General features: G+C 37.4%; 29 protein-coding genes and 1 pseudogene. All 30 read right to left on the bottom strand.

Annotated elements, in window-relative coordinates:
• Nucleotides 1-399: 399 nt before the first annotated feature.
• Nucleotides 400-795 carry a 50S ribosomal protein L17 gene (gene rplQ / locus J5I83_RS08330; RefSeq protein WP_304054897.1) on the bottom strand — a complete coding sequence of 132 codons (396 nt, stop codon included), beginning with the start codon at nt 793-795 and terminating at the stop codon, nt 400-402.
• The gene (gene rpoA, locus J5I83_RS08325) at nt 785-1,786 is read right to left on the bottom strand and encodes a DNA-directed RNA polymerase subunit alpha (protein ID WP_304054894.1); all 1,002 of its coding nucleotides are present in this window, start codon (nt 1,784-1,786) and stop codon (nt 785-787) included. The genes rplQ and rpoA overlap by 11 nt, the downstream gene beginning before the upstream one ends.
• 33 nt (nt 1,787-1,819) lie before the next feature.
• Entirely contained in the window at nt 1,820-2,446 is a 627-nt protein-coding gene (gene rpsD / locus J5I83_RS08320; protein WP_304054891.1) for a 30S ribosomal protein S4, read from the bottom strand.
• A gap of 12 nt (nt 2,447-2,458) precedes the next feature.
• Nucleotides 2,459-2,848, bottom strand: a complete 390-nt coding sequence (gene rpsK, locus J5I83_RS08315; protein WP_090543800.1) for a 30S ribosomal protein S11 — start codon at nt 2,846-2,848, stop codon at nt 2,459-2,461.
• Nucleotides 2,849-2,883: 35 nt separating this feature from the next.
• Nucleotides 2,884-3,243 carry a 30S ribosomal protein S13 gene (gene rpsM, locus J5I83_RS08310; protein WP_304054886.1) on the bottom strand — a complete coding sequence of 120 codons (360 nt, stop codon included), beginning with the start codon at nt 3,241-3,243 and terminating at the stop codon, nt 2,884-2,886.
• 41 nt (nt 3,244-3,284) lie between these two features.
• Entirely contained in the window at nt 3,285-3,398 is a 114-nt protein-coding gene (gene rpmJ, locus J5I83_RS08305) for a 50S ribosomal protein L36 (RefSeq protein WP_304054884.1), read from the bottom strand.
• A gap of 46 nt (nt 3,399-3,444) precedes the next feature.
• Nucleotides 3,445-3,663 carry a translation initiation factor IF-1 gene (gene infA / locus J5I83_RS08300; protein ID WP_046851086.1) on the bottom strand — a complete coding sequence of 73 codons (219 nt, stop codon included), beginning with the start codon at nt 3,661-3,663 and terminating at the stop codon, nt 3,445-3,447.
• A 15-nt stretch (nt 3,664-3,678) separates the two neighbouring features.
• Nucleotides 3,679-5,001: a preprotein translocase subunit SecY gene (gene secY / locus J5I83_RS08295; protein WP_304054873.1), complete on the bottom strand. Its 1,323-nt coding sequence runs from the start codon at nt 4,999-5,001 to the stop codon at nt 3,679-3,681.
• Between the two features lie 14 nt (nt 5,002-5,015).
• The gene (rplO, locus tag J5I83_RS08290; RefSeq protein ID WP_304054870.1) at nt 5,016-5,447 is read right to left on the bottom strand and encodes a 50S ribosomal protein L15; all 432 of its coding nucleotides are present in this window, start codon (nt 5,445-5,447) and stop codon (nt 5,016-5,018) included.
• A 3-nt stretch (nt 5,448-5,450) separates the two neighbouring features.
• Entirely contained in the window at nt 5,451-5,633 is a 183-nt protein-coding gene (gene rpmD / locus J5I83_RS08285; RefSeq protein ID WP_304054868.1) for a 50S ribosomal protein L30, read from the bottom strand.
• Nucleotides 5,630-6,169 carry a 30S ribosomal protein S5 gene (rpsE, locus tag J5I83_RS08280; protein ID WP_304054866.1) on the bottom strand — a complete coding sequence of 180 codons (540 nt, stop codon included), beginning with the start codon at nt 6,167-6,169 and terminating at the stop codon, nt 5,630-5,632. Before rpsE ends, rpmD begins: the two co-directional genes overlap by 4 nt.
• 14 nt (nt 6,170-6,183) lie before the next feature.
• The gene (gene rplR, locus J5I83_RS08275) at nt 6,184-6,540 is read right to left on the bottom strand and encodes a 50S ribosomal protein L18 (RefSeq protein WP_304054864.1); all 357 of its coding nucleotides are present in this window, start codon (nt 6,538-6,540) and stop codon (nt 6,184-6,186) included.
• A gap of 15 nt (nt 6,541-6,555) precedes the next feature.
• Nucleotides 6,556-7,092 carry a 50S ribosomal protein L6 gene (gene rplF, locus J5I83_RS08270; protein WP_304054862.1) on the bottom strand — a complete coding sequence of 179 codons (537 nt, stop codon included), beginning with the start codon at nt 7,090-7,092 and terminating at the stop codon, nt 6,556-6,558.
• Nucleotides 7,093-7,104: 12 nt separating this feature from the next.
• Nucleotides 7,105-7,500, bottom strand: coding sequence for a 30S ribosomal protein S8 (gene rpsH, locus J5I83_RS08265; RefSeq protein WP_304054860.1), 396 nt, complete (start codon nt 7,498-7,500; stop codon nt 7,105-7,107).
• 95 nt (nt 7,501-7,595) lie between these two features.
• Nucleotides 7,596-7,901 carry a 30S ribosomal protein S14 gene (gene rpsN, locus J5I83_RS08260; RefSeq protein ID WP_304054858.1) on the bottom strand — a complete coding sequence of 102 codons (306 nt, stop codon included), beginning with the start codon at nt 7,899-7,901 and terminating at the stop codon, nt 7,596-7,598.
• A gap of 7 nt (nt 7,902-7,908) precedes the next feature.
• Complete coding sequence (rplE, locus tag J5I83_RS08255) at nt 7,909-8,448, bottom strand: 50S ribosomal protein L5 (RefSeq protein WP_304054856.1); 540 nt, start codon at nt 8,446-8,448, stop codon at nt 7,909-7,911.
• Between the two features lie 18 nt (nt 8,449-8,466).
• Nucleotides 8,467-8,784 (bottom strand): 50S ribosomal protein L24, encoded by a 318-nt coding sequence (rplX, locus tag J5I83_RS08250; RefSeq protein WP_304054854.1) that lies wholly within the window; start codon nt 8,782-8,784, stop codon nt 8,467-8,469.
• An 18-nt stretch (nt 8,785-8,802) separates the two neighbouring features.
• A complete protein-coding gene (gene rplN / locus J5I83_RS08245; protein ID WP_304054853.1) occupies nt 8,803-9,171 on the bottom strand; it encodes a 50S ribosomal protein L14 in 369 nt (122 codons plus the stop codon).
• Nucleotides 9,172-9,219: 48 nt separating this feature from the next.
• The gene (rpsQ, locus tag J5I83_RS08240) at nt 9,220-9,474 is read right to left on the bottom strand and encodes a 30S ribosomal protein S17 (protein ID WP_304054851.1); all 255 of its coding nucleotides are present in this window, start codon (nt 9,472-9,474) and stop codon (nt 9,220-9,222) included.
• The gene (gene rpmC, locus J5I83_RS08235) at nt 9,471-9,665 is read right to left on the bottom strand and encodes a 50S ribosomal protein L29 (RefSeq protein ID WP_304054849.1); all 195 of its coding nucleotides are present in this window, start codon (nt 9,663-9,665) and stop codon (nt 9,471-9,473) included. The genes rpsQ and rpmC overlap by 4 nt, the downstream gene beginning before the upstream one ends.
• Before the next feature lie 3 nt (nt 9,666-9,668).
• Nucleotides 9,669-10,085, bottom strand: coding sequence for a 50S ribosomal protein L16 (gene rplP, locus J5I83_RS08230; RefSeq protein ID WP_304054848.1), 417 nt, complete (start codon nt 10,083-10,085; stop codon nt 9,669-9,671).
• Nucleotides 10,086-10,166: 81 nt separating this feature from the next.
• Complete coding sequence (gene rpsC / locus J5I83_RS08225; RefSeq protein WP_304054846.1) at nt 10,167-10,892, bottom strand: 30S ribosomal protein S3; 726 nt, start codon at nt 10,890-10,892, stop codon at nt 10,167-10,169.
• Nucleotides 10,893-10,929: 37 nt separating this feature from the next.
• The gene (rplV, locus tag J5I83_RS08220; protein ID WP_304054844.1) at nt 10,930-11,259 is read right to left on the bottom strand and encodes a 50S ribosomal protein L22; all 330 of its coding nucleotides are present in this window, start codon (nt 11,257-11,259) and stop codon (nt 10,930-10,932) included.
• An 11-nt stretch (nt 11,260-11,270) separates the two neighbouring features.
• Nucleotides 11,271-11,555 carry a 30S ribosomal protein S19 gene (rpsS, locus tag J5I83_RS08215; RefSeq protein ID WP_304054841.1) on the bottom strand — a complete coding sequence of 95 codons (285 nt, stop codon included), beginning with the start codon at nt 11,553-11,555 and terminating at the stop codon, nt 11,271-11,273.
• A gap of 5 nt (nt 11,556-11,560) precedes the next feature.
• The gene (rplB, locus tag J5I83_RS08210) at nt 11,561-12,394 is read right to left on the bottom strand and encodes a 50S ribosomal protein L2 (RefSeq protein WP_304054838.1); all 834 of its coding nucleotides are present in this window, start codon (nt 12,392-12,394) and stop codon (nt 11,561-11,563) included.
• Complete coding sequence (rplW, locus tag J5I83_RS08205) at nt 12,394-12,729, bottom strand: 50S ribosomal protein L23 (protein ID WP_304054836.1); 336 nt, start codon at nt 12,727-12,729, stop codon at nt 12,394-12,396. Before rplW ends, rplB begins: the two co-directional genes overlap by 1 nt.
• Entirely contained in the window at nt 12,726-13,343 is a 618-nt protein-coding gene (gene rplD, locus J5I83_RS08200; protein ID WP_304054834.1) for a 50S ribosomal protein L4, read from the bottom strand. Before rplD ends, rplW begins: the two co-directional genes overlap by 4 nt.
• A 52-nt stretch (nt 13,344-13,395) precedes the next feature.
• Complete coding sequence (rplC, locus tag J5I83_RS08195; RefSeq protein WP_304054831.1) at nt 13,396-14,049, bottom strand: 50S ribosomal protein L3; 654 nt, start codon at nt 14,047-14,049, stop codon at nt 13,396-13,398.
• 72 nt (nt 14,050-14,121) lie between these two features.
• Complete coding sequence (rpsJ, locus tag J5I83_RS08190; protein ID WP_074905456.1) at nt 14,122-14,430, bottom strand: 30S ribosomal protein S10; 309 nt, start codon at nt 14,428-14,430, stop codon at nt 14,122-14,124.
• A 69-nt stretch (nt 14,431-14,499) separates the two neighbouring features.
• Nucleotides 14,500-14,627 (bottom strand): annotated as a pseudogene (gene tuf, locus J5I83_RS08185) (elongation factor Tu); the annotation flags it as partial.

Genomic DNA, 14,627 nt, shown 5'->3' with positions numbered 1-14,627 from the left:
TTTAATCACCATTTCGACCAGAAAACACTTGAATATTTTAACATTTCTGGTCGGCATGATCATCGCAATGAATAGAATCTATTCATAATATCAATAGCTTGTCGATATTTCAGGGCTGACTAATTAGGATGTTCTCAAAGATTTGAGAGGAAGCAGTGAGAGAACTACCTCTTAGCAGAAAAATATCCGACAACAACAGCAGATTAGTGCATGTAGCGGTTATATCTGAAGCAGCAGCGAATTCAATAGCAGTGCATTCTAAATAGGTATACTACGTAAGCAAACATTTTATATACAAAATAAAAAGAGCTATCGCTTTTAATAGCTCTTTTTGGTTAAATTTATATAGATGCTCAAATATCAAAAGATATTTACATAGAACTTATAAACAATATAACTTCAATCTGCCTGCTGACCTACAGTTGCAATCTCATTATGAGAGCGATCCACAAGTTCTACGATAGCCATCGGCGCATTATCTCCCTTTCTAAATCCATATTTAAGTATACGAAGATATCCGCCATTACGCTGTTGATAGCGGGAACCAAAATCTGAGAACAATTTAACCACCATATCACGGTCGCGCAAGCGGTTAAAAGCAATTCTCTTATTCATTACACTTGGATCCTTGCCTAATGTAATAAGTGGCTCAACAACTCTTCGCAATTCTTTTGCTTTAGGAAGAGTAGTTTTTATAACCTCATGTCGTAGTAATGCATTAGCCATATTGCGAAACATAGCCAATCTATGACTACTTGAACGATTTAATTTTCTAAGACCATTTTTATGACGCATGGCCAGTTTCCTTTCCTTGATTATCTAAATTAGCCGGTGGCCAGTTCTCTAATTTCATACCTAATGACAAGTCTCGCGCTGCTAGAACTTCTTTAATTTCATTAAGCGATTTTCTTCCCAAATTAGGTGTTCTTAATAATTCAGCTTCCGTACGTTGAATTAAATCACCTATATAGTAAATATTTTCAACTTTCAAACAGTTCGCAGAGCGAACAGTTAACTCCAAGTCATCGACAGGGCGCAATAGAATTGGATCAATTTGTGGTGTTTTAGGCTGTTCTTTAGGAAGTGGTGTAGTTTCCAGCTCAGCAAAAACAGCCAATTGATCCACTAACACTCTGGCAGAGTAACGTATCGCCTCCTCAGGGTCAACAGATCCATTCGTTTCAATGTCGATTATCAATTTATCTAAATCAGTACGTTGCTCAACACGTGCGTTCTCAACGATATAACTAACCTTCTTTATTGGACTAAAAGAAGCGTCCAACAAAATACTACCAACCTGGCTATCTATCTCTGTAGATCTGCGTAAATTAGCCGGAACATAACCACGTCCTTTCTCTACAGTAATCTGCATATCAATCTTGCCGCCTTTTACTATATGAGCAATAACTTGGTCTGGATTAATAATTTCAACATTATGAGTACATTCAATATCTGCAGCTGTGACAATCCCATCAATATTTTTTTTTAAAGATAGCTCGGCTTTGTTATCAGCATGAAGCTTAAAGACAATATTTTTTAAATTCAAAAGTATATCAATAACGTCCTCTTGAACACCTTCAAGTGTAGAATATTCATGAACAACACCAGCTATTCGAACTTCTGTTGCTGCTGCACCATGCATAGAAGACAATAATATTCTTCGTAATGCGTTACCTAATGTATATCCATATCCACGTTCAAAAGGTTCCATAATAACCTTTGCTTGAACTGGCGATATATTCTGGACCTCTATTATTCTTGGTATAAGATAGGAACTGCTTGACATAAAAACTTCCTTAACAAGAAAGATAACAGCTATTTATTTTGAGTATAGCTCAACTATTAAAGATTCATTAATAGTCGATGATAATTCAGATCTTTCTGGTTTCATTTTATATTCTCCTTTCATAGCTTTCACATCAACATCTAGCCATGCAGGAAAACCACGTCGCTCTGCGGTTTCAAGTGCACCTTTAATTCTAATCTGATTTTTAGCTTTATCAGCAACCTCAACAATATCTCCAGGCAAAACTTGATAAGAAGGGATGTTGACTCGCTTTCCATTTACCAAAATACAGTTATGTCGCACAACCTGTCTTGATTCAGAACGAGATGCACCAAATCCCATGTGATAAGCAACATTGTCTAATCTGCTCTCAAGAAATTGCAACAGATTTTCACCAGTAACACCACGTTTACGCTCAGCGGTTTTATAAACTATGCGAAATTGCTTTTCAAGCACACCATAAATACGCCGTACTTTTTGTTTTTCACGTAATTGTAAGCCATAATCAGAAATTCTACTTTTTTTCTGTCCGTGCTGTCCTGGGGCATAATTTCTACGCTCTATAGCACATTTACTTGATAAGCATTTGTCGCCTTTCAGGAATAATTTTTCGCCTTCCCGACGGCATTGCCGACATTTTGGTTCTAAATTTCTAGCCACTAAATATTCCTCTTAAATTCGTCGCTTTTTAGGTGGTCGACATCCATTATGCGGTACTGGTGTAACATCTGATATGCTTGTAATCTTGAACCCTGCAGCATTTAATGATCTTACCGCTGAATCTCTACCAGGCCCCGGTCCTTTGATACGTACTTCCAGATTTTTTATTCCATATTCATGAGCAATCTTGCTAGCTTGTTCAGCAGCTATTTGAGCTGCAAAAGGTGTGCTTTTACGTGACCCTTTGAATCCTGCCCCGCCTGAAGTTGCCCATGACAAAGCATTTCCTTGCCTATCTGAAATAGTAACTATCGTATTGTTAAATGAAGCATGAATGTGTGCTATTCCTTCAACAATATTCTTTTTAATTTTTTTTCGTAATCTTTGTTGGGTTTTTGCCATTAATTTATTACCTTAATATCTATATTTATGATCGTCTATCGAATATTAGCAGATCTTCTAGGCCCTTTTCTTGTTCTGGCATTAGTTCTTGTTCGCTGTCCTCTTACTGGCAAACCTCGTCTATGGCGCAACCCACGGTAACAACCAAGATCCATTAATCTTTTAATATTCATTGAAATCTCGCGTCTTAAATCTCCTTCAACTGTATATTTAGAAATTTTTTCGCGCAATTGCTCTAATTGAGTTTCTGAAATATCTTTTAATTTAATGAATTCATCAATTCCAAGCTCATTACATATTTTTTTTGATGTTGAATTACCAATTCCATAAATAGCTGTCAAGGCAATTCTTACATGCTGATTATTAGGGATATTAACTCCGGCTATACGCGCCATTTAGTCACCTTAAAATAATTATTAGCCTATAATCTTATTAGTTAACCTTGCCGTTGTTTGTGTCTTGGATCCTTACAGACAACTCTCAAAACCCTATAACGCCTAATAATTTTACAATTTCTGCATATTCTCTTAACAGAAGCGTGCACTTTCAATTGATTGTTCCTTTTAATAAAAGAATCTAATTTATAAATTTATATCTTATTTAGTTCTAAAGGTGATTCTAGCCTTCGTTAAATCGTAAGGTGTCAGATCTACTGTAACTTTATCACCAGGCAAGATACGAATATAGTTCATTCTCATTTTACCCGAGATATGCCCTAATACAATATGGCCATTCTCAAGTTTAACTTTAAATGTTGCATTAGGCAGGGTTTCAAGTATTTCACCCTGCATTTGAATTGTTTCTTCTTTAGCCATTATTTATGCAACAGGTTATCTTGAAATATTAAGATTTGTTTTAAAACTAGATTTCTTAAGCAAACTTTCATATTGAGATGACATAACATGTGATTGTACTTGTGCCATAAAGTCCATAGTAACAACGACAATAATTAGCAAAGACGTACCTCCAAAATAAAATGGGACATTCCATTTTAGAATCAAAAATTCCGGCAATAAACAAACTAATGTAACATATAATGAGCCAATTAGTGTAAGCCGTAGCATTATACGCTCGATATAACGTGTAGTTTGCTCCCCAGGACGAATACCAGGTATAAAAGCTCCGCTCTTTTTAAGATTATCTGCTGTTTCTTTTGGATTAAAAACCAGAGCAGTATAAAAAAAACAAAAAAATACAATCATAGCAGCATAGAGCATTACATACATTGGCTGACCAGGAGAAAGTGCAGCACTAATATCTTTCAACCATGTCAAGGATTGCTCACTCGACAACCATCCTGCCATCGTAGCAGGAAATAAAATAATACTAGATGCAAATATTGGCGGAATCACTCCAGCCATATTTAATTTTAGAGGAAGATGCGAACTTTGGCCGCCAAATACTTGTTTACCCACCTGACGTTTAGCATAGTTAACTAAGATTTTCCTTTGTCCACGTTCAACAAAAACAACAAAACCTGTAACACAAATTACTGCTATAAATATTCCTAAGGCAATAAGGAAGTGCATAGCACCTGTCCGAACCAATTCTAGTGTACCGCCAATAGCTGCCGGCAAGCCCGCAGCAATACCAGCAAAAATAATTAGCGATATACCATTCCCAATTCCACGTTCAGTAATCTGTTCACCAAGCCACATCAAGAAAACTGTGCCAGTTACTAACGTAGTAACTGTGGTTATTATAAAAAAAGGCCCTGGTTCGATAACTAAACCTGCTTGTGACAACAACGCAATAGATATGCCATAACTCTGGACTAACGCCAATGCTACTGTGCCATAACGTGTATATTGAGTGATTTTTCTTCTACCTGACTCACCCTCTTTTTTTAGAGCCTCAAGATATGGAAACGCGACTGTTCCTAGCTGCATGATAATTGAAGCAGAAATATAGGGCATTATACCTAGAGCAAATATCGAAAATCTCGACAAAGCGCCTCCAGAGAACATATTAAACATGCCTAATATGCCGCCCTCTTGAGTTTCAAACAGATCTTTCAAGACAACCGGGTCTATTCCTGGCACAGGCACATGAGCACCAATACGATAGACAATTAGTGCCAGCAACAAAAACCAAAGTCTTTGTTTTAGATCAGAATATTTATTAGCACTTTTGCTAAATTTATTTGCAACCAATCCAGTTCCTTTAATTATTCAGCAGTTCCACCGGCACTAATTATAGCTTTCTTAGCATTTGTAGATATAGATAATCCCTTCAGTGCTAAGACAGTATCGATATCTTTATCGTATAAAACTTTCACAGCACGTACAGATCGCGAGATCAAGCCAGCATTTCTTAAATCGTCTAACCCATTAACTGTTCTAAAAGCTTTAGCAATAACAGACAATCTAATTTCTTTTGTTGAAGTGCTATTATGTGGAATAAATCCTCGCTTTGGCAAACGTCGATGCAAAGGCATTTGTCCACCCTCAAAGCCTACCTTATGAAAACCTCCAGCTCTTGACTTTTGCCCCTTATGTCCTCTGCCAGCAGTTTTACCAAGCCCTGATCCAACACCTCTACCAACTCTTTTTCTTGATTTTCTGGAATCTCTATTAGATTTTATGTCACTTAAATACATTTGTTACTCAACCTTAACCAAATATGCAACTTTATTTAACATTCCTCTTAACGAGGGGCTATCTGGTAATACTGAAATACTATTGATTCCCCGCAGACCTAATCCAGCCACAATCTTACGATGAGCTTCTCTTTTACCTATTAAACTTTTAACTAATGTTACAGTCAATTCATTTTTGTTTGTCATTTCAATCTGCTTATAATTTCGTCAATACTTTTATTTCTTTTTGCGGCTATCAGTGAAGGAGTGCGGATGGATTCGAGCCCTTGAATAGTAGCTCGTACCACATTATACGGATTAGTTGAACCAATACATTTAGCTAGTATATTATTTATACCCATGACTTCAAAAATTGCCCTCATAGGACCGCCTGCGATTATACCGGTACCTTCTGAAGCTGGTTGCATATAAACTTTAGCAGCACCATGTTTACCGACTACTGCATGCTGCAGCGTTCCATTTTTTAGATCCACTCTTATCATTTTACGTCGGGCTTCATCCATAGCTTTCTGAACTGCGACAGGGACTTCTCTTGATTTCCCCTTTCCCATACCAATTCTTCCATTGCCATCCCCGACAACAGTTAACGCTGCAAAAGCCAAGATGCGACCACCCTTAACAACTTTAGTAACACGATTAATTGAGACCATTTTTTCTTTAAGGTCGTCAGTCCGCTCGTCATTTACCACGGAAATATTTTGTGATTTTGAAGCCTTAGACATTAATGTTCCTTATCTCAGAATTTAATACCGCCATTTCGAGCGCTCTCAGCTAATGCTTTGACCCTACCATGATACTTATATCCAGATCGATCAAAAGCCACTGTTTCTATACCAAGCTCTTTTGATTTCTCTGCAATTCTTTGACCAATATATTCAGCTGCCGCAACTGTGCCACCATTTATTATTTTATTTCTAACTTCTTTCTCAAGTGTAGACGCGCTGGTCAGAACCCTATTATTAGCGTCATCAATTATTTGAGCATAAATATGTTTGTTACTTCGATGCACTGATAATCGATAAATTTTAAGTAATGCTATTTTGGCTCTGGTTCTGCGCGCACGCCGCAAACGAGATAACTTAAGGTTTTTCATGAGTTCTCTTATATGCTATTTTTTCTTAGTTTCTTTAAGAGTGACAATTTCATCAGAATAACGCACCCCCTTACCCTTATACGGCTCAGGACGACGAAATGAGCGAATTTCGGCTGCAACTTGACCAACTTGTTGCTTATCAATCCCTTTAATTACAATTTCTGTTTGGGTTGGTGTTGCCACAGAAATACCATTTGGCATTTTATAAGCAATTGGATGTGAGAAACCAAGATTCAGGTTTAATATATCTCCTGCAGCCTGCGCTCGATATCCGACTCCTATAATATTTAATCGCCTCTCAAAACCTGCAGTAACACCTGTAATCATGTTATTAATTAATGATCGCATTGTTCCCGATATAGAATGCGCTAGCTTTGTAGAATTTGTTGTATTAACATGCAACGTATTATTTTCACAAGATACTTTAACATGCTCTTCTAACAATTCTTGCTGAAGTGATCCCAACGGGCCTTTAACAATAATTTCCGTATCTGATATTGTTAAATTTACATTGCTTGGAACTTGAATAGGTTTTTTGCTAATTCGCGACATTACATTTATTCCTTACGCAACAATGCATAATACCTCGCCACCAACATGATACTGCCTAGCTTTTTGCTCTGTCATTACACCTTTTGAAGTTGATATAATTGCTATACCTAAGCCATTCATTACCTGTGGCAAATCATTACAAGGTTTATATACTCTTAATCCCGGACGACTTATTTTAGAAATTTTTTCTATGACAGGATAACCATTGTGATATTTCAATTTAATTTCTAAATTTATTTTTTCTTTATCACTACTTATTTGAAAGTCTTCAATATACCCTTCGTCTTTAAGAACTTGTGCAATTGCTTTTTTTAATCGCGAAGAATTCATGAATACTGATGATTTTTGCGATAATTGTCCGTTCCGAATGCGGGTTAACATATCAGCTACAGGATCCGACAAACTCATATTTATGCCTATATAATTATCGTGAATTAATTTTAGTTAAATTTTGATTACTATATTGATTTACAAATCAATTTGTGTATTTGATACACAAAAAATCACCAACTTGCTTTCATAATTCCTGGAATTTGCCCACTCATCGCAAGTTCTCTTAATTTGCTTCGGCCTAATCCAAATTTACGATAATAACCTCTAGCTCTTCCAGTTAGTTCACATCTATTACGAAGCCGAGTAATACTAGCATTTCTGGGAAGATTTTGCAGTTTGTTCCGCGCTTCCTGCTTTTCTTCATAACTTGAACCCGTATTATTTATAATTTCAATCAAGGCTTTCCTGACGATCATATATTTATTTACCGTTTTCTGCCTTTTTAAGTTTCTATTTATAATAGCTTTTTTTGCCATTCTAGTCTCAATTCTTAAATGGAAATTTGAATGCAGTTAATAACGCTTTAGCTTCTAAATCAGTTTTTGCTGTCGTCGTAAGAGTAATATTCATTCCTCTTAAAGCATCAATCTTCTCATACTCAATTTCAGGAAAAATTATCTGCTCTTTGATTCCCATATTATAATTTCCGCGCCCATCAAATCCCTTCCCAGAAATTCCACGAAAGTCTCTAATTCTAGGAATAGCAATACTAATTAATCTGTCCAGAAACTCAAACATTCTTTTGCCGCGTAAAGTAACCATACACCCTATTGGATAACCAACTCTAACTTTAAAAGCAGCAATAGATTTTCTTGCTTTTGTGGTAATTGGTTTTTGACCACTAATATTTTCCAGATCTCCTATTGCATTTTCTATCTTTTTTTTGTCAGAGGTCGCATCCCCTACGCCAATATTAAGGGTAATTTTAGTTATACGGGGCACTTCCATAACCGATTTATATTTAAACTGCTCCATTAACTGCTGCTTTACAGTTTGATTATAATATTCTTGTAATCTGGTCATTTAATCCATCTATCCTTATTAAGCGCCAATCTGCTCATTATTAGATTTAAAAATACGCACTTTTGCACCGTCATCACCAAATCTAAAACCTATTCTATCGGCTTCTTTTGTAACAGGATTATAAATTGAAATATTCGAGACATGAACTGCATTTTCAAATTCAGTAATACCACCCAAGACGTTTTTTGCTGGATTTGGTTTTACATGTTTTTTTAACTTATTTAGCCCTTGAATTACAACGTAATTATCAGTTTCATATCGAAGCACAATTCCTCTTTTTCCTTTATCTTTTCCGCAGCGGATTATAACTTCATCACCTTTTCTTATTTTCTTCATAATTATGCCTGTTTGCTTTTACATTACTTCCGGTGCAAGTGATACTATCTTCATAAACTGTGATGTACGCAGCTCTCTTGTAACAGGACCAAATATACGCGTGCCAATTGGCTCTAATTTTGCATTTAATATGACAGCAGCATTACCATCGAATTTAATTAATGATCCATCAGAGCGACGCACGCCTTTTGCGGTACGTACTACAACAGCATTATAAACTTCACCTTTTTTCACTCTCCCACGCGGCGCAGCATCTTTAACAGCTACTTTTATAATATCACCAATACTTGCATAGTGCCGCTTCGATCCGCCGAGCACTTTTATACACATTACAGATCGTGCGCCTGTATTGTCGGCAACATTAAGAATAGTTTGAGGTTGAATCATTATGTCTAATCCATTTAGAATGAATAAATTAACGGCAACACATTTAATTTAGCTAACACTTAGTAATTTCACAGCACGCCATGCCTTCGTTTTTGAGATAGGTCTCGATTCTTGTATTTCTACGACATTGCCTAAACTAAATTGATTATTTTCATCGTGGGCGTGTATTTTCTTGGAACGTGTTATCGTTTTACCATAAAGCGGATGTTTTATTTTTCGCTCCACTAATACTGTGATTGTTTTATTCATTTTATCACTAACTACTTTGCCAACAAGCGTATTTGGCTTATTACTTATGCTCATGACATTCTTTCTCTTAGATTAATTTCTGTTCTAACCCTGGCAATATCACGTCGTACATTCCGTAATTGCGATACATTATCAAGTTGCTGAGTAGCGTGTCGAATTCGTAAATTAAATTGGCTTCGTAGCAGTGTTAGCAATTCTTTTTGCAATTCTTCATTATTTTTATTCTTAAGTTCGCTTGCTTTCATTTTTTAACTTCCTATATGACGAACTATAAACAATGTTTTTATTGGTAATTTAGCTGCTGCTAACCTAAAAGCTTCTCGTGCAAGTTGTTCATCAACACCATCCATCTCATAAAGCATTTTACCAGGCTGTATTTCGGATACATAATATTCAGGATTTCCTTTTCCTTTTCCCATTCTGACTTCAGCCGGTTTTTGCGAAATTGGCTTATCGGGAAATATCCTAATCCAGATTCTTCCTCCACGTTTTATATGCCTAGTCATTGCTCTACGTGCGGCTTCAATCTGCCTAGCTGTTATACGGCCACGTCCCACGGCTTTCAATCCATATTCACCAAAACTAATTTTACTGCCGCAAGTCGCAATTCCTGTATTTCGCCCCTTATGCTGCTTGCGATATTTTGTTCTTGCTGGTTGGAGCATTTTATTTATTATTCCTTAATTTATTGAAAACAATACCTGTTACTTGGATAGATTTATTTCTTAATACAATCCACATAATTTTCAGGACGTTTTTTCTTGTGAAATTTTATCACTACGTTTTTTATTTTCATCAGCTACTAAGGGATACGTGTTAGTAGCAGTGAGATCTCTGTTACGAGCCTCTAGCTGCTCTCCTTTAAATACCCATACTTTTATACCAATAATTCCATAGGTGGTATTTGCTTCTGAGGTAGCATAATCGAGATCAGCTCGCAGTGTATGCAGCGGCACTCTACCTTCACGATACCATTCAGTGCGAGCTATTTCGATACCATTCAATCGGCCAGAACTCATAATTTTAATACCATGCGCACCAAGTCTCATCGCATTCTGAATTGCTCTTTTCATTGCTCTTCTAAACATAATTCTCTTTTCTAGTTGTTGAGCAATATTGTCAGCAATTAATTGAGCATCAAGCTCTGGTTTCCGTATCTCTTCGATATTTATATGCACAGGAATATGAATGAGCTTCTCCAATTCTTTCCTTAGAATCTCAATCTCCTCTCCTTTCTTTCCAATGACGATACCTGGCCGCGAGCTATATATAGTAATCCGTGCATTTTTGGATGGCCGCTCAATGACTATCTGGCCAACAGAAGCATGCGCTAACTTTTTCCGAAGATACTCACGAACTTTGATATCTTCATTTAGTAATCTTGAGAAATTTTTACCATGCGCAAACCATTTCGATGACCAATTCTTTAGTACTGAGAGTCGAAATCCTGTAGGGTTTATTTTTTGTCCCATAATCTATAGACAAGCTCTTTTCTTTATTAAATGATTTTTAATCACTAACTGTTAATAAAATACGGCAAGTAGGTTTTACTATCCTATTACCTCGGCCTTTTGCTCGCGTACTCAATCGCTTTAATGAAACTCCGCGATCTACCAAGATTTGAGAAATACGCAATTCATCTATGTCGGCACCTTCATTATGCTCAGCATTTGCTATGGCTGATTCTAGAAGCTTTAGAATGATCGCAGCGCCTTTTTTCGGGCTAAAAGTCAATATTTCGATTGCTTTTGCAACTCGTAACCCCCTAATTTGATCTGCTACTAGACGGCCTTTCTGGGCCGATAAACGTATACTGGGCAATATTGCTGTTGCTTGCATAATTTTTATTCCTATTTCCTAGAACCCGCTGTCTTTTTGTCTCCAGCATGACCTTTAAAGGTACGAGTAAGCGAGAATTCCCCCAACTTATGTCCCACCATATTCTCAGTTATATATATTGGTATATGCTGCTTGCCATTATGTACAGCAATAGTTAAACCAATAAAATCAGGTATTATAGTTGAGCGACGCGACCAAGTCTTTATTGGTCTTTTATCATTGTTTGCGCGAGCTGCCTGTATTTTGTTATAAAGGCTTGTATCAATAAATGGACCCTTTTTTACTGAACGTCCCATATGTCTTAACCCTTCTTAGAATACCGTTTCCGCACAATCATGTTGTCTGTGCGCTTATTTCTTCTGGTGCGAAATCCTTTTGTAGGCAATCCCCAAGGACTTACTGGATGTCTTCCTGCAGCTGTCTTTCCTTCACCTCCACCATGTGGATGATCAATTGGATTCATGGCCACACCACGAACTGTTGGTCTAATGCCACGCCATCTCTGTGCGCCGGCTTTACCAATCGATATTAAGCTCTGTTCATCATTTCCAACCACACCAACAGTCGCTCTACAATCAACATGTATTTTACGGATTTCACCTGAACGTAAACGAATTTGCGTGTAACTACCTTCACGAGCAAGTAATTGAGCAGATGCTCCTGCAGATCGTGCCAGTTGTGCACCCTTCCCTGGCTGCAATTCTATACAATGCACTGTGCTACCTATTGGTATATGACGCAGCTGCATTGCGTTACCAGTTTTAATGGGAACTTTAACTCCGCTTATTAATTTAGCACCAACCTCAATATCCTTTGGCGCAATAATGTAACGCCTCTCGCCATCCGTATAGCAGAGCAAAGCAATATTTGCGCTGCGGTTTGGATCATATTCTATTCTCTCAACATTGGCGACAATGCCATCTTTGTTGCGACGAAAATCAATTATTCGATAATTTCTTTTGTGCCCACCGCCTTTGTGGCGCAGCGTAATGCGGCCGGTATTATTACGTCCTGCAGCCTTCTGCTTTTTTTCTACAAGCTGTGGACAGGGCTTACCTTTATGTAAATCCTTATTAACAACTTTAATTACTGCGCGTCGACCAGGAGAAGTCGGTCTAACTTTTACCAGAGTCATTACTTATCCTCTCCCTGTGTAAATTCTGAGAAATTAATTTCCTGTCCTTGTTTAATGCTCACATATGCCTTTTTCCAATCAGCCCGCCGCCCTAAGAACCGTCCAAATCTTTTCTCTTTTCCTTTTACATTCGATATCTGCACTTTTGTAACTTCTATCTTTTGAGATTTCCAAAGATACTCTACAGCGGCCTTAATCTCATATTTATCAGCATTAGGTAGCACGCGAAAAATTATCTGATTATTTTTTTCCGCAATCAGTGTTGCTTTTTCGGAAATTTGAGGCGCTAAAATAATTTGCAGCGCTCTTTCATGATTAATACTACGTGATGTCATTTTAACGATTCCTCAAGCTTCACTGCAGCCTCACGGCTAATTAATACATGGTTATACCTTATTAAACTTACAGGATCTATCTGAGTTCTTTCGATAACGCTTACGGCTGGAACATTTCGTGATGACAAATATAGATTAGCCTCGATCTTTTCAGTAATAATCAACACATTCGTGAGATTTAATGTTTGTAGTTTACTAACAAACTCCTTGGTTTTGGGAGTATTCACCACAAATTCTTCTATTATATGCAATCTATTTTCACTGAATAATCGAGATAGAATCGCACTTATTCCTGCCCGATACATTTTTCTATTTACCTTATGAGAAAAATTTTCCTCAGGATTACTCGGAAAAATTCTTCCCCCACCCCTCCACAACGGATTAGAAGCAGCGCCCACTCTAGCTCTGCCTGTACCCTTCTGTCTCCATACTTTATGTGTAGACTTTGCTATATCCGATCGCCCCTTTTGAGCACGTGTACCACGCCTCGCATTTGACATATATGCTGTAATAATTTGGTGAACGAGCGTTTCATTGTAATCTCTTCCAAACACTAACTCAGAAATCGAGATATTACTAATCGTTCCATCAGAACCGATACATTTAGCTTCCACTGTGGGCCCCTATTCTTTGGCGATTTATATTTACTACCGAGTACACAATTTATTATTTATTGGTTTGTTTGCTTTTAATACCAGAGCGCAATATTACCACTGCTTCTTTAGCCCCTGGCACAGCACCCTTTACATGAATTAACTCTCTATCATAGTCTATACGTACAATTTCCAGGTTTTGGACTGTACATTTCTCACCACCAAGTCTTCCTGACATTTTTTTCCCTGGGAAAACTCGTCCTGGATCTTGCGCCATGCTAATGGAACCAGGAACGTTATGCGATTTCGAATTTCCATGACTTGCTCTATTTGACGAGAAATTGTGCCGTTTAATAGTTCCAGAAAAACCTTTCCCTATAGTTTTGCTAGTTATATCGACAAGTTGACCGACATGAAACATGTCCAATCCAAGCTTCATTCCTGCTTTCATTTCATCTAAAACTTCTGCATTGACACGAAATTCTTTAATAACACGACCGGCTTCCACCCCAGCGCTAGCAAAGTGTCCCTGTGTCGCTTTATTTAAGCGATTACCATGCTGCTTTCCATATGTTACTTGCACTGCATCATAACCATCAGTATCGTTTTTTTTAATTTGTGAAATTCGATTATTTGATACTTCTAGTACTGTTACAGGCAAACTATCTCCGTTATCAGTAAAAATCCTAGTCATCCCTACTTTTTTACCGATTAAACCTATACTCATTAATCTATTCCTTTGCTGTCATCTTCGTTAGAAAATTAGCATTAATATTATTTTAATACTTGATTTATAAATCTATAATTTAATCTCTACATCAACACCAGCGGGTAAATCAAGCTTCATCAGCGCATCTACCGTTTTATCAGTTGGGTCTAATATATCCATTAAGCGAAGATGCGTACGAATCTCAAATTGATCGCGCGATGTTTTATTTACATGGGGCGAGCGCAGCACATCAAATCGTTCAATTCGCGTCGGCAGAGGAACAGGCCCTCTAACAACTGCGCCTGTACGCTTTGCAGTTTCCACAATTTCCATTGCTGATTTGTCTATCAATCGATAATCAAATGCTTTTAGGCGAATACGTATTTTTTGATTTTGCATATAAATCCTGAGATTAGCTGATCCGCATTCAAATTCCAGAATCAGACCACTATCTAATTGCCAATAATTCTACTCGATAACTTTAGCTACAACACCGGCCCCAACAGTTCTGCCACCTTCACGAATCGCAAAACGCAACCCCTCTTCCATCGCAATCGGCGCAATAAGATTCACAGCCACCGAAACGTTATCACCCG

Source organism: Nitrosomonas communis (assembly GCF_024102715.1).
In the GTDB taxonomy this organism is placed as follows: Bacteria; Pseudomonadota; Gammaproteobacteria; order Burkholderiales; family Nitrosomonadaceae; genus Nitrosomonas; species Nitrosomonas communis_B.
This window is presented reverse-complemented; position numbering and strand designations above follow the sequence as displayed.